The following is a 22,029-nucleotide window of genomic DNA, read 5'->3' on the forward strand; positions in this document are numbered from 1 at the left end:
GTTCCCATGCCCAAGAGAACCGACTTAGCCACCATCCTCATCATCGGCGCCGGCCCCATCGTCATCGGCCAGGCCTGCGAGTTCGACTACTCCGGCGTGCAGGCCTGCAAGGCCCTGCGCGAGGAGGGCTACAAGGTCATCCTGATCAACAGCAACCCGGCGACGATCATGACCGACCCGGCCACGGCCGACGTGACCTACATCGAGCCGATCACCTGGCCCACGGTCGAGAAGATCATCGCCAAGGAGCGCCCCGACGCCATCCTGCCCACCATGGGCGGCCAGACGGCGCTGAACTGCGCGCTGGACCTGTGGCGCCACGGCGTGCTGGCCAAGTACAACGTCGAGCTGATCGGCGCCACGCCCGAGGCCATCGACAAGGCCGAGGACCGCCTGAAGTTCAAGGAGGCCATGACCAAGATCGGTCTGGGCTCGGCGCGCTCCGGCATCGCGCACAGCATGGAGGAGGCCTGGGGCGTGCAGAAGCTCGTGGGCTTTCCCACCGTGATCCGCCCCAGCTTCACGCTGGGCGGCACAGGCGGCGGCATCGCCTACAACCCGGAAGAGTTCGAGACCATCTGCAAGCGCGGCCTGGAAGCCTCGCCCACCAACGAGCTGCTGATCGAGGAGTCGCTGCTCGGCTGGAAGGAGTACGAGATGGAGGTGGTGCGCGACAAGGCGGACAACTGCATCATCGTCTGCTCGATCGAGAACCTCGACCCGATGGGCGTGCACACCGGCGACTCGATCACCGTCGCCCCCGCGCAGACGCTGACCGACAAGGAATACCAGCTCATGCGCAACGCCAGCATCGCCGTGCTGCGCGAGATCGGCGTGGATACCGGCGGCTCCAACGTGCAGTTCTCGGTGAACCCGAAGGACGGCCGCATGATCGTCATCGAGATGAACCCGCGCGTGTCGCGCTCGTCGGCGCTGGCCTCCAAGGCCACGGGCTTTCCCATCGCCAAGATCGCCGCCAAGCTGGCCGTGGGCTACACGCTGGACGAACTGCGCAACGACATCACCGGCGGCGCCACGCCGGCGTCGTTCGAGCCGACCATCGACTACGTGGTCACCAAGATCCCGCGCTTCGCGTTCGAGAAGTTCCCCGCCGCCGACAACCGCCTGACCACGCAGATGAAGAGCGTGGGCGAGGTCATGGCCATCGGCCGCACTTTCCAGGAGAGCTTCCAGAAGGCCCTGCGCGGCCTGGAAGTGGGCGTGGACGGCATGAACGAGAAGACCCAGGACCGCGAGGTGCTGGAGAAGGAACTGGGCGAGCCCGGCCCCGAGCGCATCTGGTACGTGGGTGACGCCTTCGCCGCCGGCTGGTCGCTCCATGAAGTGCACCAGCTCACCAAGATCGACAAGTGGTTCCTGGTGCAGATCGAGCAGATCGTGAAGATCGAGCTGGACCTGGACCGCCACACCGCCGAGCACGGCGAGGCGGCGCTCGGAAAGCTATCGAAAGAGGAGCTGCTGGCGCTCAAGCGGAAAGGCTTCTCGGACCGTAGGCTTGCCAAACTGCTGAAGACCACCGACAAGGCCGTGCGCGAGGCTCGCCGGCTGCTTTCCGTGCGCCCGGTGTTCAAGCGCGTGGACACCTGCGCGGCCGAGTTCCCCACCAACACCGCCTACATGTACTCCACCTACGACGAGGAGTGCGAGGCCGAGCCGACGGCCAAGAAGAAGATCATGGTGCTCGGCGGCGGCCCCAACCGCATCGGCCAGGGCATCGAGTTCGACTACTGCTGCGTGCACGCCGCCCTCGCCATGCGCGAGGACGGCTACGAGACCATCATGGTCAACTGCAACCCTGAGACCGTCTCTACCGACTACGACACCTCCGACCGCCTGTACTTCGAGCCGCTGACGCTGGAGGACGTGCTGGAGATCGTCGACAAGGAAAAGCCCACCGGCGTGATCGTGCAGTACGGCGGCCAGACGCCGCTGAAGCTGGCGCTGGGCCTGGAGGCCGAGGGCGTGCCCATCATCGGCACCACGCCCGACATGATCGACGCCGCCGAGGACCGCGAGCGCTTCCAGAAGCTGCTGCACCAACTCAAGCTGCTGCAACCGCCCAACGCCACCGCCCGCACCGAGGCCGAGGCGCTGGAGAAGGCGCAGGCGCTGGGCTACCCGCTGGTGGTCCGCCCCAGCTACGTGCTGGGCGGCCGCGCGATGGAGATCGTGCACGAGCAGCGCGACCTGGAGCGCTACATGCGCGAGGCGGTGAAGGTCAGCAACGACTCGCCCGTGCTGCTCGACCGTTTCCTGTCCGACGCCATCGAGTGCGACGTGGACGCCGTGCGCGATGCGCAGGGCCGCGTGCTGATCGGCGGCGTGATGGAGCACATCGAGCAGGCCGGCGTGCACTCGGGCGACTCGGGCTGCTCGCTGCCGCCGTACTACCTGAAGCAGGCCACGGTGGACGAACTCAAGCGCCAGACCGCCGCCATGGCGCAGGCGCTGAACGTGGTCGGCCTGATGAACGTGCAGTTCGCCATCCAGGAGAAGGACGGCCAGCACGTGATCTACGTGCTGGAAGTGAACCCGCGCGCCAGCCGCACCGTGCCCTTCGTCAGCAAGGCCACCGGCATCCAGCTGGCCAAGGTGGCCGCGCGCTGCATGGCCGGCCAGACGCTGGATGCGCAGGGCATCGGCGCCGAGGTCACGCCGCCGTACTTCAGCGTCAAGGAGGCGGTGTTCCCGTTCGTCAAGTTCCCCGGCGTGGACACCATTCTCGGCCCCGAGATGAAGTCCACCGGCGAGGTGATGGGCGTGGGCAAGACCTTCGGCGAGGCCTACATCAAGGCCCAGATGGGCGCCGGCGAGCGCCTGCCGCGCCCGCTGAAGGCCGACGGCACGCCCGCCGGCAAGGTGTTCCTGACGGTGAAGAACGCCGACAAGCCGCAGGCGGTGCAGATCGCGCGCGAGCTGGCGGCCATGGGCTTCCGGCTGATCGCCACACGCGGCACGGCGGCGGCCATCGAGGCGGCCGGCGTGCCCTGCGAGACGGTGAACAAGGTCACCGAGGGCCGCCCGCACATCGTGGACATGCTCAAGAACAACGAGATCGCGATGGTCATCAACACCGTCGAAGAGCGCCGCAACGCCATCGCCGACAGCCGTGCCATCCGCACCAGCGCGCTGCTGGCGCGCGTGCCGACCATCACCACCATCTTCGGCGCCGAGGCGGCTGTCGAGGGCATGAAGTTCGCGGACAAGCTGGGCGTGGTCTCGGTGCAGGCCATGCACGCGCAGCTGGCTGCCGCCTGAGCCGGCCTGCCGCCTTCTCTCCAACATAATGTCGGCGCAGGGCGAATGGCCCGGTCGGCAATGATTTCAAGGAGACGACGATGGCGGATACCTATGTCCTGGTTCATGGCGCCTGGCACACCGGCGCGGAGATGGAGGCCGTGGCCGGCCACCTGCGCGCGCGTGGCCACACCGTGCACTGCCCCACGCTGGCGGGCAACCGGCCAGGCGACGACCGCGCGGCCGTCGGCCTGGCCGACGCGGTGGATTCGCTCGCGGCCTTCATCGAAAGCAACAACCTGACCGACGTGCGCCTGGTCGGGCACAGCTATGGCGGCATGGTCATCAGCCACATGCCGGCGCGGCTGCCGGGCCGCGTCCGCCGGCTGGTGTACTGGAACGCCTTCGTGCCGCAGGATGGCGAGTGCCTCAACGACATGGTGCCGCCGCACTACCGCGCGCTGTTCGACCAGGTCGCGGCGGCCAGTGGCAACGCGGTGATGCTGCCGTACCCCATCTGGCGCGAAGCCTTCATCAACGACGCGGACGAGGCGCTGGCGAAAAGCAGCTACGCGCTGCTCAACCCCCATCCCTACCGCACCTTCACCGAGCCCGCGCACCTGCCCGTGCCGCTGGCGGCGCTGGACATCGGCAAGAGCTACCTCAATGCCCGGCAGGACACGGCCATGCCGCACAGTCTGCCCTGGCACCCGCGCCTGTCGGAGCGGCTGGGCCTGTTCCGGCTGGTGGAGTGCCAGGGCAGCCATGAGATTCTGCTTCAGCGATCCGGCGCTGGCGGCGGACAGCATCGAAAGGGCGGGCCGGGACTGAAGGGCCTGGGCGCGCATTGACCGCCGCCCGGCACACGGCATAATCCTGCGCATGACACCGCCCGGCCAACGCCCGGCGGTGTCGCTTTTTTGACAACCCGCAACGACGACGGACATGAGCACCATTCCCATCACCAAGCGCGGCGCCGAGCAGCTCAAGGCCGAGCTGCACCGCCTGAAGACCAAGGACCGCCCGGAGGTCATCAACGCCATCGCCGAGGCGCGCGCGCAGGGCGACCTGAGCGAGAACGCCGAGTACGACGCCGCCAAGGACCGCCAGGGCTTCATCGAGGGCCGCATCAAGGAGGTCGAGGGCAAGCTGGCCGCCGCGCAGATCATCGACCCGGCCGCGCTGGACGCCGGCGGCAAGGTGGTGTTCGGCGCCACGGTGGAACTGGAGGAGGAGGACTCCGGCGAACAGGTCACCTACCAGATCGTGGGCGAGGACGAGGCCGACCTGAAGCAGGGGCTGATCAACGTCGGCAGCCCCATCGCGCGCGCCCTGATCGGCAAGGAGGAGGGCGACACCGCCGAAGTGCAGGCGCCGGGCGGCGTGAAGCACTACGAGATCATTGCTGTTCGGTATGTGTGAACACCCCCCTGAGTCGCCTTCGGCGCCTTCCCCCCTCTCTCTTCGGGAGGGGGGACAACGCCAGTGCTCGGTACAAGCCCGAGCACGGCGTTCGCTGGCATGGCCTGCTCCGCGGCCATCTGACTTCGTGGGACGGGTCAGCTAATGCAGCAGCGCATGGCGACCTTGGCCGCGGCCCTGTGGTGGGGCTGCCTGACGGGCCTGGGCTTCATCGCGGTACCGACGCTGTTCGCCAGCCTGCCGTCGCCGGCCATCGCCGGGTCGGTGGCGGCGCGGCTGTTCACGGCGCAGTCGTGGGTGTCGCTGGCCTGCGGCGTGCTGCTGTTGATCCTGCTCAAGGGCCCTGCCGCCGAGGGGCGGGATGATCGGGTGCGAACCACGCTGCTGCTGGTCGTGGCGGGCATGCTGCTGGCGCTGCTGATCGAATACCTGGCGGCGCCGCACATCCGCGCGCGCGACAATCTGGCCCTGTGGCACGGCGCGGGCACCGCGATGTACGCCGTGCAGTGGCTGTGCGCCCTGGCCGTGCTGTGGCGGCAGACCCATCGAGCCTGACTGAGCATGCAATCACCCATCGTCGAGTTGGACTTCACCGACTGGCGCCAGGCGCACGGCCGGCCCGAGTGGACGGCCGCCGTCGAGAGCGGCCAGGTGCTGTACTTCCCGCGCCTGGGCTTCGAGGTGCTGCCGGATGAAAAGCCGCTGCTGCGCGAGGAGATGCTGGCGCCTGAGTCGCGCAACGTCAGCCTGGGCGCCGACGGCGTGCTCAAGGGCGCGGGCGGCACGGCGGCCGAGCAGCGGCAATTGGCCGCCATGATCGGGCGCTTCCGCCAGCAGGCGCAGCAGTTCGTCGATGCTCTGCTGCCCGAATACCGGGGCCAGCTGCGCGTGGCGCCGACGAGCTTCCGGCCGCGCCAGGTGGAGACGCGCGCGCAGTCGGTGCGCGCCGACGACCAGCGCCTGCACGTGGACGCCTTTCCCTCGCGCCCCAACTACGGCGAGCGCATCCTGCGCGTGTTCGCCAACGTCAACCCGGCCGGCGTGCCGCGCGTGTGGCGCGTGGGCGATGCGTTCGAGGCGGTGGCGCGCCAGTTCCTGCCGCGCGCCAAGCCCTACCGGCTGTGGCAGGCCCAGGTGCTGAACGCGCTGCACGTGACCAAGTCGCTGCGCAGCGAGTACGACCACCTGATGCTGCAACTGCACGACCTGATGAAGTTCGACGAGGTCTACCAGAAGTCGGGCACGCAGGTCAGCGTGCCGTTCGCGGCCGGCAGCGTGTGGGTGTGCTATTCGGACCAGGCCACGCACGCGGTGATGAGCGGCCAGTACATGATGGAGCAGACGCTCTACCTGCCGCCGGGCCGCGAGGCCAATCCGCAGGCCAGCCCGCTGGCGATCCTCACGCGGCTGGTGGGGCGTCCGCTCATCGGCGTCGGCGCGGGCACCGCGTGCTGATTGCTATCAACTGAGTAGCTGCCAGCGCTTGCTGGACGGGCGCTGGAGGCCGATTTGACTCATAAAACCTGGGTCAAGCCTTCCACGCCTCGCCGACCCACAGCGCGGGCTGGATGTGCGCGAAACGCTTGTTGCGCTTGCCGGCCAGCGCGTCGGGCGGGTTCACCTCGCCGTGGAAGATGACGATGCGCGCATCAGGCGGCACGAAGGGCGGCTTCCAGTAGTTGGTGGGCCAGGCGGGGATGCAGTGGTACTTGAAGCTCGGGCACCACGCGGCCGGCCAGTAGCTCAACTTGCCCTGGCGGTGCAGGAAGTGCGAGAGGAATTCCTGCTCGTTGCGGTACTCGCGCTGCACCTCGCCCATGTGGCCGCGGAAGTGCGCCAGCACGTCGGCGTGCGCGCCCAGCGCGAAGCGGTACACCGACGAGTTGCCGACGATGCGCTCGCCGAAGCGCCAGAAGCGCGGGTAGTCGTGGATGATGAGGAACTCGCCCGGCTGGGTGAAGAAACCGTCCAGGCTACCGACGACCACCACGTCCAGGTCCAGGAACAGCGCCGTGCCGCGCAGGCCGTGCAGGTCGGCCTCGAAGGTGGTCAGCTTCTTCCAGGCGCCGTCGCGCTGGCCGGGCTTCAGGTGCAGGTTCAGCGGCGGGATGGGCAGGCACTGCACCTCGGGGCGGATGCCGTGGCCGTCGTCCGTCAGGCAGACGAAGTTGAAGTCGCCCGAGAGGTGGCGGCGCACCATGCCGTACAGGCGGTTGACGTATTCAGGGCCGTACTTGGTACCCCATTTCATGCACAAAATATGCCTCTGGCGCTGATCTGGCATGCGCTGGCAGCTCTCTATTTTGTAGTAACGGGCGGCGTCAATCCGCGCGGTTGCGCTTGACGGATTTCTGCTTGGGCTGCGCCTTCTTCAGCTTGCCGCCGGGCGTCAGCCGCTGGTTGCCCAGCACGCGCACCACGCGCACCTCGGGGCGCTGGCCGCCGCGCTTGCTGTACTTCATCACCTTCACGTCCTTGGGGCCGGCGCCGCGCTCCTCGTCGTCGGCGCGCGCCTTCTGCGGCTTGGGCCGCCACAGCACCAGCAGCTTGCCGATGTGCTGAATGGGCGCGGCATTCAGCTCGTCGGCCAGTTGCTGGTAGATGGCCTCGCGCGCGGCGCGGTCGTCGCCCAGCACGCGGATCTTGATCAGGCCGTGGGCGTTCAGCGCGGCGTCGGTCTCTTTCCTGACCGCCGCCGTCAGGCCATCGCCGCCGATCATGACCACGGGGTCCAGGTGGTGCGCCTCGGCGCGGTGCGCTTTGCGCTCGGTGGGGGTCAGTTCGATCTGCGGCATGGTCCGTATTATGTCCACGGCCGGCGCCATGGCGCCTTGACTTCACTGCGCGAAATTAGCCTGCGACGCAGCCGGCGATGCCGGTTGTCCGTTCAAAATACAAGAATATGAAAGTCAAATCCAAGAGCAGGAAGGTCAACAAGGCCTGGCTCAACGACCACCTGAACGACCCCTACGTCAAGCTGGCGCAGAAGGACGGCTACCGCGCCCGCGCGGCCTACAAGCTGAAGGAGATCGACGAGGCGCTGGGGCTCGTCAAGCCCGGCCACCGCGTGGTGGACCTGGGCTCGGCCCCCGGCGCCTGGAGCCAGTACCTGCGCCGGCGCCTGGCGCCCGCAGACACCGTGGTGGCGCTGGACATCCTGCCGATGGAGCCGATCGAGGGCGTGACCTTCCTGCAGGGCGACTTCCGCGAGGGCGCGGTGCTGGCGCGCCTGCACGACGCGGTGGGCGGCCAGCCGCTGGACCTGGTGGTGTCGGACATGGCGCCCAACCTGTCGGGCATCGCGTCGAGCGACACCGCGCGCATCAGCCATCTGGTGGAACTGGCGGTGGATTTCGCCCGGCAGCACCTCAAGCCCGAGGGCGCGCTGGTGGTCAAGGTGTTCCACGGCAGCGGCTACAGCCAGCTGGTGAAGCTGTTCAAGGAGACGTTCCGCGTGGTCAAGCCGCAGAAGCCCAAGGCCTCGCGCGACCGCTCGGCCGAGACCTTTCTGGTGGGCATCGGGCTGAAGGCGGGCAGGGCGCCTGAGGCTTGATGGGCGTCAAGTGTTGAAAGCAGTTGTATCGGCTTTCGCGGCAAATGCCGCCTTCAGCCCCGGGGTCGAAGGGACTCCACCGCGTGCCGGCGCGGTTGAAAAGCCTAGAATGGCCTGCATATGCGCGGCATTGCCGGGTTTTTGCCGCCGGGCCGCCCCAAGGCCAAGAAAGCCGGGGCATTTTTCGTGACTGGAGCGTAGGCCTTGAAGAATCAATGGTTCTCGAAGATCGCCGTCTGGCTGGTGATCGCGATGGTGCTGTTCACCGTGTTCAAGCAGTTCGACGGCGGCCGTATGGCCAGCGCCAACCAGATGGCGTATTCCGACTTCCTGGAAGAGGTGCGCGGCAACCGCGTCAAGCAGGCCACCATCCCTGATGGCCTGGGCGGCGGCGACATCATCGCGGTGATGACCGACGACCGGCGGGTGCGCGTGAACGCCTCGGCGCTGGACCGCGGCCTGATCGGCGACCTGATCAACCACAACGTCAAGTTCGACGTCAAGCAGCGCGACGAGCCGTCGCTGCTGGTCAGCATCCTGATGTCCTGGGGCCCGATGCTGCTGCTGATCGGCGTGTGGGTGTACTTCATGCGCCAGATGCAGGGCGGCGGCAAGGGCGGCGCCTTCAGCTTCGGCAAGAGCAAGGCGCGCATGCTCGACGAGAACAACAACACCGTCACCTTCGCCGACGTGGCCGGCTGCGACGAGGCCAAGGAAGAGGTGAAGGAAGTCGTCGATTTCCTGAAGGATCCGCAGAAATTCCAGAAGCTGGGCGGGCGCATCCCGCGCGGGCTGCTGCTGGTCGGCCCCCCGGGCACCGGCAAGACGCTGCTGGCCAAGTCCATCGCGGGCGAGGCCAAGGTGCCGTTCTTCAGCATCTCGGGCTCTGATTTCGTCGAGATGTTCGTCGGCGTGGGCGCGGCCCGCGTGCGCGACATGTTCGAGAACGCCAAGAAGAACGCCCCCTGCATCATCTTCATCGACGAAATCGACGCCGTGGGCCGCCAGCGCGGCGCCGGCCTGGGCGGCGGCAACGACGAGCGCGAGCAGACGCTGAACCAGATGCTGGTCGAGATGGACGGCTTCGAGACCAACCTGGGCGTGATCGTGGTGGCCGCCACCAACCGCCCCGACATCCTCGACGCCGCCCTGCTGCGCCCGGGCCGCTTCGACCGCCAGGTCTACGTCACGCTGCCCGACATCCGCGGCCGCGAGCAGATCCTGAACGTGCACATGCGCAAGATCCCCATCGGCCAGGACGTGAGCCCGAGCATCATCGCGCGCGGCACGCCCGGCATGTCGGGCGCCGACCTGGCCAACCTGTGCAACGAGGCCGCGCTGATGGCCGCGCGCCGCAACGCGCGCGTGGTCGAGATGCAGGACTTCGAGAAGGCCAAGGACAAGATCTTCATGGGCCCCGAGCGCAAGAGCATGGTCATGCCCGAGGAGGAGCGCCGCAATACGGCCTACCACGAGTCGGGCCACGCGCTGATCGGCAAGCTGCTGCCCAAATGCGACCCGGTGCACAAGGTCACCATCATCCCGCGCGGCCGCGCCCTGGGCGTGACCATGAGCCTGCCCGAGAACGACCGCTACAGCTACGACAAGGAATACATGCTGAACCAGATCAGCATGCTGTTCGGCGGCCGCATCGCGGAAGAGGTGTTCATGAACCAGATGACCACCGGCGCCAGCAACGACTTCGAGCGCGCCACCAACCTGGCGCGCGACATGGTCATGAAGTACGGCATGAGCGAGGCCCTGGGCCCCATGGTCTATGCCGAGAACGAAGGCGAGGTGTTCCTGGGCCGCAGCGTCACCAAGACCACCAACATCTCGGAGGAGACGATGCAGAAGGTCGATGCCGAGGTGCGCCGCATCATCGACGAGCAGTACGCCCTGGCGCGCCGCCTGATCGAGGAGCACCAGGACAAGATGCACGCCATGGCCAAGGCGCTGCTCGAATGGGAGACCATCGACGCCGAGCAGCTCGACGACATCATGGCCGGCCGCGCGCCGCGTCCGCCCAAGGACTTCACGCCGCGCGCGCCGTTCTCCGGCGGCAGCGGCACGCCGCCCGCCGCCAAGCCCGATCCGGCGCCTACCGTCGCCTGATCCTCCATCGCCTGTCATTCACGCGGGGCCTCGTGCCCCGCGTTGCGTTTGCAAAGCCCCATGTCCTGCTGGAAGACCACCCGCTACGAGATCGACCTCGCCCGCCCGCGTGTGATGGGCATCGTCAACGTCACGCCCGACTCGTTCTCCGACGGCGGCCGGCACGCCGACGCCGCCTCGGCCCTGCGCCACTGCGAGCAGCTGCTGCGGGAGGGCGCCGACATCCTCGACATCGGCGGCGAGTCCACCCGCCCTGGCAGCCCCGCCGTGCCGCTCCATGAAGAACTGGCACGCGTGCTGCCCGTGGTGCGCGAGGCGGTGGGGCTGAACGTGCCGGTCTCGGTGGACACCGCCAAGCCCGAGGTGATGGCCGCCGTGCTCGACCTGGGCGCCGACATCCTCAACGACGTGTGGGCGCTGCGCCGGCCCGGCGCGGCCGAGGTGGTGGCGGGCCACCCGGCCTGCGGCGTCTGCCTGATGCACATGCACCGCGACCCGCAGACCATGCAGGCCGCGCCCATGGCGGGCGACGCCGTGCCGCAGGTGCTGCTCTTCCTGGAGCAGGCCGCGCAGGCGCTGCAGGCGCGCGGCGTGCACCGCAGCCGCATCGTGCTGGACCCCGGCATCGGCTTCGGCAAGACCGTGGCGCAGAACTTCGCGCTGCTGGCGCGGCAGGACGAGCTGCTGGCGGCCGGCTACCCGCTGCTGGTGGGCTGGTCGCGCAAGTCGTCCATCGGCGCGGCCGTGCAGGGCAGCGCAACAGCACCGCCGCCGCCCGAGGCGCGCGTGGCCGGCAGCGTGGCGGCGGCGCTGATGGCGGTGGAGCGCGGCGCGCGCATCGTGCGCGTGCACGACGTGCGCGAGACGGTGCAGGCGCTGGCTGTGTGGCGGCAGGTCCGTGAAAACTACTAAAATCATAGCTGCCGGCGCTTGACCAGCGGGCGCTGGAGGCCAATTTGACCATGCAACCAGGAGACACCCCATGAGCCGCCACTACTTCGGCACCGACGGCATCCGCGGCACCGTGGGGCAGACGCCCATCACGCCCGACTTCGTGCTGCGGCTCGGCCACGCCGTGGGCCGCGTGCTCAAGCGCCACCAGCAGAGCCCGGTGGTGCTGATCGGCAAGGACACGCGCATCTCCGGCTACATGCTGGAGAGCGCGCTGGAGTCGGGCCTGAACTCCGCCGGCGCCGGCGTGGTGCTGCTGGGCCCGGTGCCGACGCCGGCCGTGGCGTATCTCACGCGGGCGCAGCGCGCCAGTCTGGGCGCCGTCATCAGCGCCAGCCACAACGCCTACCCCGACAACGGCATCAAGTTCTTCAGCGCCCACGGCACCAAGCTGCCCGACGCCTGGGAGCGCGAGGTCGAGGCCGTGCTGGCCGAGCCGCCGCAGTGGGCCGATTCGGCCGCGCTCGGCCGCGCGCGCCGGCTGGACGACGCGGCCGGCCGCTACATCGAGTTCTGCAAGAGCAGCTTTAATCACGACCTCAGCCTGCGCGGCCTGAAGATCGTGGTGGACGCCGCGCACGGCGCTGCCTACCAGATCGCGCCCAAGGTGTTCCACGAATTGGGCGCCGACGTGGTGGCCATCGGCTGCGCGCCGGACGGGCTGAACATCAACCAGGGCGTGGGCGCCACGCACCCCGAGGCGCTGGTGCGCGCCGTCACCGAGCAGCGCGCCGACTACGGCATCGCGCTTGACGGCGACGCCGACCGGCTGCAAATGGTCGATGCCGCCGGGCGCCTCTACAACGGCGACGAACTGCTCTACGTGCTCGCCGCCGATCGCCTGGCGCGCGACGCCGCGCTGCGCGGCCCCGGCCAGCGCAGCCCGGGGCTGGCCGGCGTGGTCGGCACGCTGATGACCAACCTGGCGGTGGAGCAGGCGTTGCGCCGGCAAGGCTTCGACTTCGTGCGCGCCAAGGTGGGCGACCGCTACGTGCTGGAGGAGCTGCACCGCCGCGGCTGGCTGCTGGGCGGCGAAGGCTCGGGCCACCTGCTGGTGCTGGACAAGCACACCACGGGCGACGGCCTCATCAGCGCCTTGCAGGTGCTGCAAGCCTGTGCCCAGCAAGGCCGCGGCCTGGCCGATCTGCTGGCCGACGTGCCGCTGTTCCCGCAGGTGCTGATCAACGTGCGCCTGCAACCCGGCGCCGACTGGCAGGCCAGCACGCGGCTGAAGTCCGAGACCGACGCCGTGCAGGCCGAGCTGGGCGGCGGAGGCCGCGTGCTGATCCGCGCCAGCGGCACCGAGCCGCTGCTGCGCGTGATGGTGGAGGCGGCCGACGGCGCCCAGGCCCGGCGCTGCGCCGAGCGGCTGGCCGCCGCCGTGGCTTGATTGCTATACCTGTGATAGCTGCCGGCGCTTGCTGGACGGGCGCTGGATGCCTTTTTTGCCGCTGGGCCGTCCCAAGGCAAAAACGCCCCCCCTCGGGGGGCAGCGCACCACGCGAAGCGGGAGAGCGTGGGGGCTTTTTATACTGAACCCGCGCCGCTGCTGCGGTACGCCACCGGCGTCTCCGGCACCGGGTAGCCGGCGGCGCCGAAGGTCTCGACGATGGCCTTGTGCGTGTCGAAGTAGACCTGCCAGTAGTGGTCGGTGTGGGTGTAGGGGCGCACGCACAGCTTGGGGCCCTCGGGCGTGAACTCCAGGATCTCGACGTCCGGCGCCGGCTCGGCCGCCACGTTGGGGATGGCGGCGATCACCGGCTTCAGCCGCGCGATGGCGTCCAGCGGGTTCACGCTGTTGGCCACCTTGGCCACGCAGTCCACCCGGCGCACCGGCAGCGCGCTGTAGTTCTGGATGTTGTCGCCGAACACCTTGCCGTTGCCCACCACCGTCATCACGTTGTCGGGCGTGACGATGGTGGTGGCGAACAGGCCCAGCTCCTTCACCGTGCCCACCACGCCGCCGGCGCTGATGAAGTCGCCCACCTTGTAGGGCCGCAGCACCTGCATGAACACGCCGGCGGCGAAGTTGCCCAGCATGCCGCTCCAGGCCGCGCCGATGGCCAGTCCCGCGCCGGCCAGCAGCGCCGCGAACGAGGTGGTCTTGACGCCGAAGATGTCCAGTATCGCCAGGATCAGGACGATGTTCAGCAGCACCGAGGTGATCGACTTCAGGTAGTGCGCCAGCGTGGCGTCGATCTTGCCGCCGCGCTCGAAGATCTTGCCCATCAGGCCCACGGCCAGACCGATCAGCCAGCGGCCGATGATCCAGGCCGCGATGGCCGTCAGCAGCTTGATGCCGAAGTCCGCGCCCTGCGTGGTGATGAAAGTCCAGATGTCCTGCGTGTTCATGGTGCCGGGTTCCGTTGTGAAAGGGAGGGATGGTAGCGGGCGCCGGAACTCTGCCACGGCATTGGCCGCCCAGACGCATGCGTGGCCCCCACCGTGACGTAGATCACGCCCGCGTGGCGGCCAGCGTAAAGCCGATGCCGCCGCCGCCCTCTGGTGATACGCTTCGGCCCACTTTGAAGCGAGACCTGTCCCCCCCGAGCGAGGTCAACCTGTCCGAAAGCGACGGCGTGCGCTACCTGCACCTGGGCACCGAGTGGGTGCAGGGCTCGATGCGCATCGACGCGCCGTTCGACATCGACCTGGAATACGTGCAGCGCATGATGGCCTGGCTGCTGTTCGCGCCGCCCGCCTCGGTGGCCGGCCGCCACGCCATGCAGCTCGGCCTGGGCGCCGGCGCCATCACCAAGTTCTGCTACAAGAAGCTGCGCATGACCTGCACCGCCGTCGAGCTGAACCCGCGCGTGGCCGACGTCTGCCGCGCCTGGCTGCGGCTGCCGCCCGACGACGAGCGCCTGCGCGTGGTCATCGCCGACGCCGCGCGGGAAATCCGCCGCGAGGAGTGGTTCGGTACTGTCGATGCTCTGGCCGTGGACCTGTACGACGACGAGGCCGCCGCCCCCGTGCTCGACAGCGCCGAGTTCTACGCCGACTGCCGCCGCCTGCTGACCGACGACGGCTGCATGGCGGTGAACCTGTTCGGCCGCTCGGCCAGCTTCGAGCGCAGCCTGGCGCGCATCGCCGAGGCCTTCGGCGCGCGTGCCGTGTGGGCCTTCAAGCCCACGCGCGAGGGCAACGCCGTGGTGCTGGCGCAGCGCACGCCCACGCGGCCCAAGCGCGCGGCGCTACAGGCGCAGGCCGAGGCGGTGGAGGCGCGCTGGGCATTGCCGGCGCGCAAATGGCTCAAGGTTTTCAAGGCGATCGAACGATGAAGCGCAACACCAAGCCCGTGCCGCTGGAGCCGGCGTTTTCTCATCACGGCCCGGTGCAGTGGCGCCAGCTCGTGGACTGGATGCGGGCAGACGATGTCATCACCGCCGCCGAGGCCACGCGCACCATCGCGCGCTGCTCGCAGGCCGAGAGCGCGCAGCCGGCGCTGGTGCGGCTGGCCGCGGTGGGCGTCGAGCGCGCCCGCGACGGCCAGCCGATGGACGTGGAGGAATTGACGCAATACCTGGCCCGCCGCGCCGGGCTGGACTACCTGCGCATCGACCCGCTCAAGGTGGACGCCGGCAAGGTGTCCGACACCATGAGCGCCAGCTACGCCGAGCGTCACAAGGTGCTGCCGGTGCAGGTGTCGCCCAGCGAGGTGGTGGTGGCCACCAGCGAGCCCTTCATCGACGACTGGGTGGGCGAAGTGGAGCGCCAGGCGCGCCGCGGCGTGCGGCGCGTGGTGGCCAACCCGGCCGACATCAAGCGCTACACCGCCGAGTTCTTCGCCCTCGCCAAGTCGGTGCGGGCGGCGCAGAAGCTCGGCGGCGCGGCCGGCGCGGCCAGCTTCGAGCAGCTGGTGGAGCTGGGCCGCTCGGGCCGCCCGCTGGATGCCAACGACCAGGGCGTGATCCAGGTGGTCGACTGGCTGTGGCAGTACGCCTTCGACCAGCGCGCCAGCGACATCCACCTGGAGCCGCGGCGCGAGCAGGGCGTGATCCGCTTCCGCATCGACGGCGTGCTGCACCCGGTCTACCAGGTGCCGCCGGGGGTGATGAACGCCATCACCGCGCGCATCAAGCTGCTGGGCCGCATGGACGTGGTGGAAAAGCGCCGCCCGCAGGACGGCCGCATCAAGACCCGCACGCCCGCCGGCGACGAGGTCGAGATGCGCCTGGCCACGCTGCCCACCGCCTTCGGCGAGAAGCTGGTGATGCGCATCTTCGACCCCGACACCGCCGTCAAGGACCTGGCGGCGCTGGGCTTCAGCCCGCATGACGCCGAGCGCTGGGAGCGGCTGGTCGCGCGGCCCAACGGCATCATTCTGGTGACGGGGCCCACCGGCTCCGGCAAGACCACCACGCTGTACTCCACGCTGCGGCGCGTGGCCACGGAGGAGGTCAACGTCAGCACCATCGAGGACCCGATCGAGAACATCGACCCGCGCCTGAACCAGACCCAGGTGCAGCCGCAGCTGGACTTCGGCTTCGCCGAGGGCGTGCGGGCGCTGATGCGGCAGGACCCGGACATCATCATGATCGGCGAGATCCGCGACCTGGAGACGGCCGAGATGGCCGTGCAGGCCGCCCTGACGGGCCACCTGGTGTTCAGCACCCTGCACACCAACGACGCCCCCTCGGCGCTGACGCGCTTGATGGAGCTGGGCGTGCCGGCCTACCTGCTGAACGCCACCATCCTGGGCGTGCTGGCGCAGCGCCTGGTGCGCACGCTCTGCCCGGCCTGCAAGCAGCCGGACGAGGCGGCCTCGACCCAGCTGTTGGCCGAAGCCGTCAAGCCCTGGAAGATCAACAGCGGCGCCTACCGGCCCTACAAGCCGGTGGGCTGCGTCGACTGCCGCATGACGGGCTACCGCGGCCGCATGGGCATCTACGAGCTGCTCACGGTGAGCGATGCCTTCCGCGCGCAGGTGCACGGCGACGTCGCCCTGCCGGCCTTGCGCAAGCAGGCCGTGGCCGACGGCATGCGCCCGCTGCGGCTGGCCGGCGCGCTGCGCGCTTCCGAGGGCGCGACGACGCTGGCCGAAGTCATTTCCGCGACACCGCCGCTGAGCTGACTAGGTGAATACCCCGAAGAAACGCGTTTGCCTGTTGTCGCCGCGCCACTTTGTGTTGCAAGCTGCGTGTAAGAATACGCCCCGCTTGGTAGTTTTTGGCTGTGGATTGCTTGGTTGGCGGCTGCCGCCGCTTCAGTTTGAGGAGAACCCATGAGGATAAAAAGTCAGAAAGACTTCTTCGCCGGCCTGCTGTACGCGGTGATCGGCATCGCGTTCGCCTGGGGCGCGACCACCTACAGCATCGGCGACGGCGCCCGCATGGGGCCGGGCTACTTCCCGCTGATCCTCGGCATCGTGCTGGCCCTCATCGGCGGCTTCGTGATGTTCCGGGCGCTGACGGTGGAAACGCCGGATGGCGATCCCATCGGCAAGTGGTCGTTCAAGCCGCTGATTTTCGTCATCCTGGCCAACTTCCTGTTCGGCATCCTGCTGGGCGGCATCCCCAGCATCGGCGTGCCGGCGATGGGGCTGATGATCGCCATCTTCGTGCTGACCATCGTGGCGGCCATGGCGGGCCCCGAGTTCAAGTGGGTCGAGGTGATCATCCTGGGCATCATCCTGGCGGCGGGCAGCTGGGTCACGTTCGTGTGGGGCCTGAACCTGCAGTTCCAGCTCTGGCCGAGCTTCATTTCGGGTTGATGGGGGGAAGGTAAATCATGGAACTGTTCGAACACCTCTCACTCGGGTTCAGCGTCGCCTTCACGGCGCAGAACCTGCTGTACGCCCTGCTGGGCTGCCTGCTGGGCACGCTGATCGGGGTGCTGCCGGGCCTGGGGCCCGTGACCACCATCGCCATGCTGCTGCCGGCCACCTACGCGCTGCCGCCGACCTCGGCGCTGATCATGCTGGCCGGCATCTACTACGGCGCGCAGTACGGCGGCTCGACCACCGCCATCCTGGTCAACCTGCCCGGCGAATCGTCCTCGGTGGTGACGGTGATCGACGGCTACCAGATGGCGCGCAAGGGGCGCGCCGGCCCGGCGCTGGCGGCGGCGGGCATCGGCTCGTTCATCGCCGGCTGCGTGGGCACGCTGGTGCTGGCGGCCTTCGCCATTCCGCTGACCGAGGTGGCCTTCGCCTTCGGCCCGGCCGAATACTTCTCGCTCATGATCCTGGGCCTGATCGGCGCCGTGGTGCTGGCCTCGGGCTCGCTCATCAAGGCCATCGGCATGATCATCCTGGGCCTGCTGCTGGGCCTGGTGGGCACCGACGTGAACTCCGGCGTGGCGCGCTACAGCTTCGACATTCCCGAGCTGACCGACGGCATCGGCTTCATCGTCATCGCCATGGGCGTGTTCGGCTACGGCGAGATCATCTCCAACCTGTCGCATTCCGAGGAAAAGCGCGAGGTGTTCACCGGCAAGATCGATCACCTCTACCCCACCAAGGAGGACTGGAAGCTGATGACGCCGGCCATCCTGCGCGGCACGCTGCTGGGCTCGGCGCTGGGCATCCTGCCGGGCGGCGGTGCCATGCTGGCGGCCTTCGCGGCCTACACGGTGGAGAAGAAGACCAAGCTCAAGCCCGGCGAAGTGCCCTTCGGCAGGGGCAACATCCGCGGCGTCGCGGCGCCCGAATCGGCCAACAACGCGGGCTCGCAGACCTCCTTCATCCCGCTGCTGACGCTGGGCATCCCGCCCAACGCCGTGATGGCGCTGATGGTCGGCGCCATGACCATCCACAACATCCAGCCCGGCCCGCAGGTGATGACCAGCAACCCGGATCTGTTCTGGGGCCTGATCGCCTCGATGTGGATCGGCAACGCCATGCTGATCATCCTGAACCTGCCGCTGATCGGCATCTGGATCAAGCTGCTCACGGTGCCCTACCGCTGGCTGTTCCCGGCCATCGTGCTGTTCTGCGCCATCGGGGTGTACTCCACCAACAACAACACCTGGGACGTCTGGATGGTGGGCTGGTTCGGCATCATCGGCTACGTCTTCATCAAGCTGGGCATGGAGCCGGCGCCGCTGCTGCTGGGCCTGATCCTGGGGCCGATGATGGAGGAAAACCTGCGCCGCGCGCTGCTGCTCTCGCGCGGCGACTGGAGCATCCTGGTCACGCGCCCGCTGTCGGCCGTGCTGCTGGCGATGGCGGCCGCGCTGCTGATCATCGTGCTGCTGCCGGCGGTGAAGAAGAGCCGGGAGACCGCGTTCGTCGAGGACTGACGCGCGGCCACTCGCGGAAGGCGGCGCCCAAGGGCGCCGTTTTCTTTTTTCCGTGGCATTCGTCTCGTTGACAAGCACGAAGGATGAACCCCATGAACCTCCGCTACGACATCGCCTACCCCAGCGTCCGCCTGCCCGTGTTCGCGCGCAACGTGGTGGCCACCTCGCACGCGCTGGCCGCGCAGGCCGGCCTGCGCATCCTGCAGCAGGGCGGCAACGCGGTGGATGCGGCCGTCGCCACGGCCGCCGCCATGACGATCTGCGAGCCCGTCAGCAACGGCCTGGGCAGCGACGCGTTCTGCATCCTGTGGGACGGCCAGCGGCTGCACGGGCTGAACGCCGCCGGCCACGCGCCGGCGACGTGGACGCCGGCGTACTTCCGCGGCAAATACGGCGACGGCGCGGCCACGCCGCCCAGGCGCGGCTTCGACTCGGTCACGGTGCCCGGCGCCGTCGCCGGCTGGGTGGCGCTCAGCCAGCGCTTCGGCCGCCTGCCGCTGGCCGACGTGCTGGCGCCGGCCATCGACATCGCCGAGCGCGGCTGCCCGGTGCCGGTGGTGGTGCAGCGCAAGTGGGCCGCGGCCACGCCCGAGCTGCAATCGCAACCGGGCTTTGCCGACGCCTTCCTGCCCTGGGGGCGCGCGCCCCAAGTGGGCGAACTGTTCCGCTTTCCGGCCGCCGCCAGGGCGCTGCGCGCCATCGCGCAGACCCAGGGCGAGGCGTTCTACGGCGGCGAGATCGCGCACGCCATCGAGCGCATGGCCGCGCAGCATGGCGGCAGCATCCGCGCCAGCGATTTCGCCCACTACCAGCCCGAATGGGTGGAGCCCATCGGCATCGACTACCGCGGCTACACGCTGCACGAGATCGGCCCCAGCGGCCAGGGCATCGCGGCGCTGATCGCCCTGGGCATCCTGGGCCGGTTCGACCTGGCGGCGCTGGCCGCGGACGGCGTGCCGTCCCAGCATTTGCAGATCGAGGCGATGAAGCTGGCCTTCGCCGACGTGTACCGCTACGTGGCCGATCCGTCGTCGATGGAAGTGACGCCGGCGCAGATGCTGGACGACGCCTACCTGGCCAGCCGCGCCCGGCTCATCGACCCCCAGCGCGCGCAGGTCTTCGCGCCCGGCAACCCGGCCCGGGGCGGCACCATCTACCTGACGGCGGCGGACGCGGACGGGATGATGGTCAGCTTCATCCAGAGCAACTACATGGGCTTCGGCTCCGGCTGCGTGGAGCCGACGTTCGGCATCAGCCTGCAGAACCGCGGCCACGGCTTCAGCTTGCGCGAGGACAGTCCTAATCGGGTGGCGCCGGGCAAGCGGCCGTTCCACACCATCATCCCGGCCTTCCTCACCCAGGGCGGCCGGCCGGTGATGAGCTTCGGCGTGATGGGCGCCAACATGCAGCCGCAGGGCCACGTGCAGACGCTGGTGCGCATGCTGGACCACGGCATGAACCCGCAGGCCGCCTGCGACGCGCCGCGCTGGCGCTTCAACCAGGGGCTGTCGCTGAACATCGAGGCCACGGCCGACCCGGCGCTGGTGCAGGGCCTGCGCGCGCTGGGGCACGCGTTCGAGGTCATCCACGACAGCTACCAGGACTTCGGCGCCGGCCAGTTCATCTGGCGCCTGGGCGATCCGGCCACCGAGGGCTACGTCGCCGCCAGCGATGCGCGCCGCGACGGCCTGGCGGCGGGGTTCTGACCGGCGATGCCCCTCTTGCCGAAAAAATAAGAGAAACAGGCCCCCAGCGCCCGACAATCCTGCGATGGAAGCTAGAAAAAACGTAGCAAACGGTATTGTCCTGGCCGCTGTCGGCGCGGTCTGCTTCAGCGGCAAGGCGATCATCGTCAAGCTGGCCTACCGCTATGGCGTGGACGCGGTCACGCTGCTGATGTACCGCATGCTGTTCGCGCTGCCGTTGTTCGTGGCGATGGCCTGGTGGGCCGGGCGCGGCCGGCCGCCGCTGTCGCGCCGCGACTGGGCGGGTGTGCTGGGGCTGGGCGTTTCCGGCTACTACCTGGCGAGCATGCTGGACTTCGCGGGGCTGCAATACATCACCGCGTCGCTGGAGCGGCTGATCCTGTACCTCAGCCCGACCCTGGTGCTGCTGCTGGGCTGGGCGATGCGCGGGCGGCGCATCACCGGCGGGCACGTGCTGGCCATCGCGGTCAGCTACGCGGGGGCGGTGCTGGTGTTCGGGCTGGAGCTGCGCGTGGCGCCCAGCGCGGCCACGGCCTGGGGCGCGCTGCTGGTGTTCGCCTCCACGCTCAGCTATGCGCTGTACCTGTTTTACAGCGGCGAGTTCGTGCAGCGCCTGGGCTCGCTGCGGCTGGTGGGGCTGGCCAGCATCGTCGCCAGCCTGTGCTGCATCGCCCAGTTCGGGCTGCTGCGCCCGCTGGCGGCGGCGCGGGTGGCGCCCGAGGTGCTCTGGCTGTCGGTGCTCAACGCCACGCTGTGCACGGCCGTGCCGGTGCTGCTGGTGATGATGGCGGTGGAGCGCATCGGGCCCGGCATGGCCTCGCAGGTGGGCATGATCGGGCCGCTGTCCACCATTGCGATGGGCATCGTCCTGCTGGGCGAGCCGCTGACGCCCTGGCTGGTGGCGGGTACGCTGCTGGTCATGGTCGGCATCGCATTGTTCGGGCGCGCCGGGCGCGGCGCGGCGGTCGAGAAAAAAGGAGCTTGAAGCATGGACCTGGGCATTGAGGGCAAGTGGGCGCTGGTATGCGGCGCCAGCAAGGGGCTGGGACTGGGCTGCGCCGAGGCGCTGGCGCACGAAGGCGTGAACGTGGTGATGGTGGCGCGCGGCCAGCCCGCGCTGGAGGCCGCGGCCGCCCGGCTGCGGGCCGAGGTCGCCGGCGTGCAGGTGCTGGCCGTGGCCGCCGACATCACCACGCCCGAGGGCCGCGCGGCGGCGCTGGCGGCGCATGCCGAGGTCGACATCGTCGTCACCAACGCCGGCGGACCGCCCCCAGGCGACTTCCGCGAGTGGGACCGTGCCGCGTGGCTCAAGGCCATCGACGCCAACATGCTCACGCCCATCGAACTCATCAAGTCGGTGGTGGACGGCATGGCGGCGCGCGGCTTCGGGCGCGTCGTCAATATCACCTCCAGCGCGGTGAAGGCGCCGATCGACATCCTGGGGCTGTCCAACGGCGCGCGCTCGGGGCTCACGGGCTTCGTCGCCGGGCTGGCGCGCAACCCCGAGCTGGCCGCGCGGGGCGTCACCCTCAACAACCTGTTGCCCGGCAAGTTCGACACCGACCGTCTGGCCGGCACCTTCGAGGGCGCGGCGCGCAAGTCGGGCCGGGCGGTGGACGAGGTGCGCGCCGCGCAGCAGGCCCAGATCCCCGCCCGGCGCTTCGGCACGCCGCGCGAGTTCGGCGCCCTCTGCGCCTTTCTGTGCAGCCGGCAGGCCGGCTACCTGACCGGGCAGAACATCCTGCCGGACGGCGGGGCCTATCCGGGCACCTTCTGACGAGG

General features: G+C 69.1%; 18 protein-coding genes and 1 pseudogene. 16 read left to right on the plus strand and 3 right to left on the minus strand.

What is annotated here, in order from left to right:
* The first annotated feature begins 6 nt into the window (after positions 1–6).
* From carB to QM772_RS16375, 5 genes and pseudogenes are all read left to right on the plus strand, one after another.
* Entirely contained in the window at positions 7–3,279 is a 3,273-nt protein-coding gene (gene carB / locus QM772_RS16355) for a carbamoyl-phosphate synthase large subunit (RefSeq protein WP_415138313.1), read from the plus strand.
* Positions 3,280–3,359: 80 nt separating this feature from the next.
* A pseudogene (locus tag QM772_RS16360) lies at positions 3,360–4,089 on the plus strand (alpha/beta hydrolase).
* Between the two features lie 114 nt (positions 4,090–4,203).
* Positions 4,204–4,680 carry a transcription elongation factor GreA gene (greA, locus tag QM772_RS16365; RefSeq protein ID WP_415138315.1) on the plus strand — a complete coding sequence of 159 codons (477 nt, stop codon included), beginning with the start codon at positions 4,204–4,206 and terminating at the stop codon, positions 4,678–4,680.
* A 144-nt stretch (positions 4,681–4,824) separates the two neighbouring features.
* Positions 4,825–5,235: a DUF4149 domain-containing protein gene (locus QM772_RS16370; RefSeq protein ID WP_415138317.1), complete on the plus strand. Its 411-nt coding sequence runs from the start codon at positions 4,825–4,827 to the stop codon at positions 5,233–5,235.
* A gap of 6 nt (positions 5,236–5,241) precedes the next feature.
* A complete protein-coding gene (locus tag QM772_RS16375; protein WP_415138319.1) occupies positions 5,242–6,135 on the plus strand; it encodes a Kdo hydroxylase family protein in 894 nt (297 codons plus the stop codon).
* Positions 6,136–6,208: 73 nt separating this feature from the next.
* On the opposite strand, the gene QM772_RS16380 is transcribed toward QM772_RS16375, so the two are convergent.
* Together QM772_RS16380 and QM772_RS16385 are read right to left on the minus strand one after the other, a co-directional pair.
* The gene (locus QM772_RS16380; protein WP_415138321.1) at positions 6,209–6,931 is read right to left on the minus strand and encodes a glycosyltransferase; all 723 of its coding nucleotides are present in this window, start codon (positions 6,929–6,931) and stop codon (positions 6,209–6,211) included.
* Positions 6,932–7,001: 70 nt separating this feature from the next.
* Positions 7,002–7,475 carry a YhbY family RNA-binding protein gene (locus tag QM772_RS16385; protein WP_415138322.1) on the minus strand — a complete coding sequence of 158 codons (474 nt, stop codon included), beginning with the start codon at positions 7,473–7,475 and terminating at the stop codon, positions 7,002–7,004.
* A 107-nt stretch (positions 7,476–7,582) separates the two neighbouring features.
* Here QM772_RS16385 and QM772_RS16390 point away from each other — a divergent pair, with 107 nt between their 5' ends.
* The 4 genes from QM772_RS16390 to glmM all read left to right on the plus strand — a co-directional run bounded on the left by QM772_RS16390 (position 7,583) and on the right by glmM (position 12,689).
* The gene (locus QM772_RS16390; RefSeq protein WP_415138324.1) at positions 7,583–8,233 is read left to right on the plus strand and encodes an RlmE family RNA methyltransferase; all 651 of its coding nucleotides are present in this window, start codon (positions 7,583–7,585) and stop codon (positions 8,231–8,233) included.
* A gap of 204 nt (positions 8,234–8,437) precedes the next feature.
* Positions 8,438–10,348: an ATP-dependent zinc metalloprotease FtsH gene (gene ftsH / locus QM772_RS16395; RefSeq protein WP_415138326.1), complete on the plus strand. Its 1,911-nt coding sequence runs from the start codon at positions 8,438–8,440 to the stop codon at positions 10,346–10,348.
* A 60-nt stretch (positions 10,349–10,408) separates the two neighbouring features.
* A complete protein-coding gene (gene folP, locus QM772_RS16400; protein ID WP_415138328.1) occupies positions 10,409–11,260 on the plus strand; it encodes a dihydropteroate synthase in 852 nt (283 codons plus the stop codon).
* 70 nt (positions 11,261–11,330) lie between these two features.
* Complete coding sequence (gene glmM, locus QM772_RS16405; RefSeq protein WP_415138330.1) at positions 11,331–12,689, plus strand: phosphoglucosamine mutase; 1,359 nt, start codon at positions 11,331–11,333, stop codon at positions 12,687–12,689.
* A 137-nt stretch (positions 12,690–12,826) separates the two neighbouring features.
* Here glmM and QM772_RS16410 read toward each other — a convergent pair whose 3' ends face one another.
* A complete protein-coding gene (locus QM772_RS16410; protein ID WP_415138332.1) occupies positions 12,827–13,651 on the minus strand; it encodes a mechanosensitive ion channel family protein in 825 nt (274 codons plus the stop codon).
* 173 nt (positions 13,652–13,824) lie between these two features.
* Between QM772_RS16410 and QM772_RS16415 the strand changes: the two genes are divergently transcribed.
* The 7 genes from QM772_RS16415 to QM772_RS16445 all read left to right on the plus strand — a co-directional run bounded on the left by QM772_RS16415 (position 13,825) and on the right by QM772_RS16445 (position 22,024).
* Positions 13,825–14,580, plus strand: a complete 756-nt coding sequence (locus QM772_RS16415) for a spermidine synthase (RefSeq protein WP_415138334.1) — start codon at positions 13,825–13,827, stop codon at positions 14,578–14,580.
* Positions 14,577–16,373 carry a GspE/PulE family protein gene (locus QM772_RS16420; RefSeq protein ID WP_415138336.1) on the plus strand — a complete coding sequence of 599 codons (1,797 nt, stop codon included), beginning with the start codon at positions 14,577–14,579 and terminating at the stop codon, positions 16,371–16,373. The genes QM772_RS16415 and QM772_RS16420 overlap by 4 nt, the downstream gene beginning before the upstream one ends.
* A 150-nt stretch (positions 16,374–16,523) precedes the next feature.
* A complete protein-coding gene (locus QM772_RS16425; protein ID WP_415138338.1) occupies positions 16,524–17,012 on the plus strand; it encodes a tripartite tricarboxylate transporter TctB family protein in 489 nt (162 codons plus the stop codon).
* 17 nt (positions 17,013–17,029) lie between these two features.
* On the plus strand, positions 17,030–18,541 hold the full coding sequence (locus QM772_RS16430; protein WP_415138340.1) for a tripartite tricarboxylate transporter permease: 1,512 nt from the start codon (positions 17,030–17,032) through the stop codon (positions 18,539–18,541).
* A 92-nt stretch (positions 18,542–18,633) separates the two neighbouring features.
* Positions 18,634–20,247: a gamma-glutamyltransferase family protein gene (locus QM772_RS16435; RefSeq protein ID WP_415138342.1), complete on the plus strand. Its 1,614-nt coding sequence runs from the start codon at positions 18,634–18,636 to the stop codon at positions 20,245–20,247.
* A gap of 64 nt (positions 20,248–20,311) precedes the next feature.
* Positions 20,312–21,232 (plus strand): DMT family transporter, encoded by a 921-nt coding sequence (locus QM772_RS16440; RefSeq protein ID WP_415138344.1) that lies wholly within the window; start codon positions 20,312–20,314, stop codon positions 21,230–21,232.
* A gap of 3 nt (positions 21,233–21,235) precedes the next feature.
* The gene (locus QM772_RS16445) at positions 21,236–22,024 is read left to right on the plus strand and encodes an SDR family oxidoreductase (RefSeq protein WP_415138346.1); all 789 of its coding nucleotides are present in this window, start codon (positions 21,236–21,238) and stop codon (positions 22,022–22,024) included.
* Positions 22,025–22,029 lie beyond the last annotated feature (5 nt).

Source organism: Ottowia sp., from assembly GCF_047601385.1.
In the GTDB taxonomy this organism is placed as follows: Bacteria; Pseudomonadota; Gammaproteobacteria; order Burkholderiales; family Burkholderiaceae_C; genus Ottowia.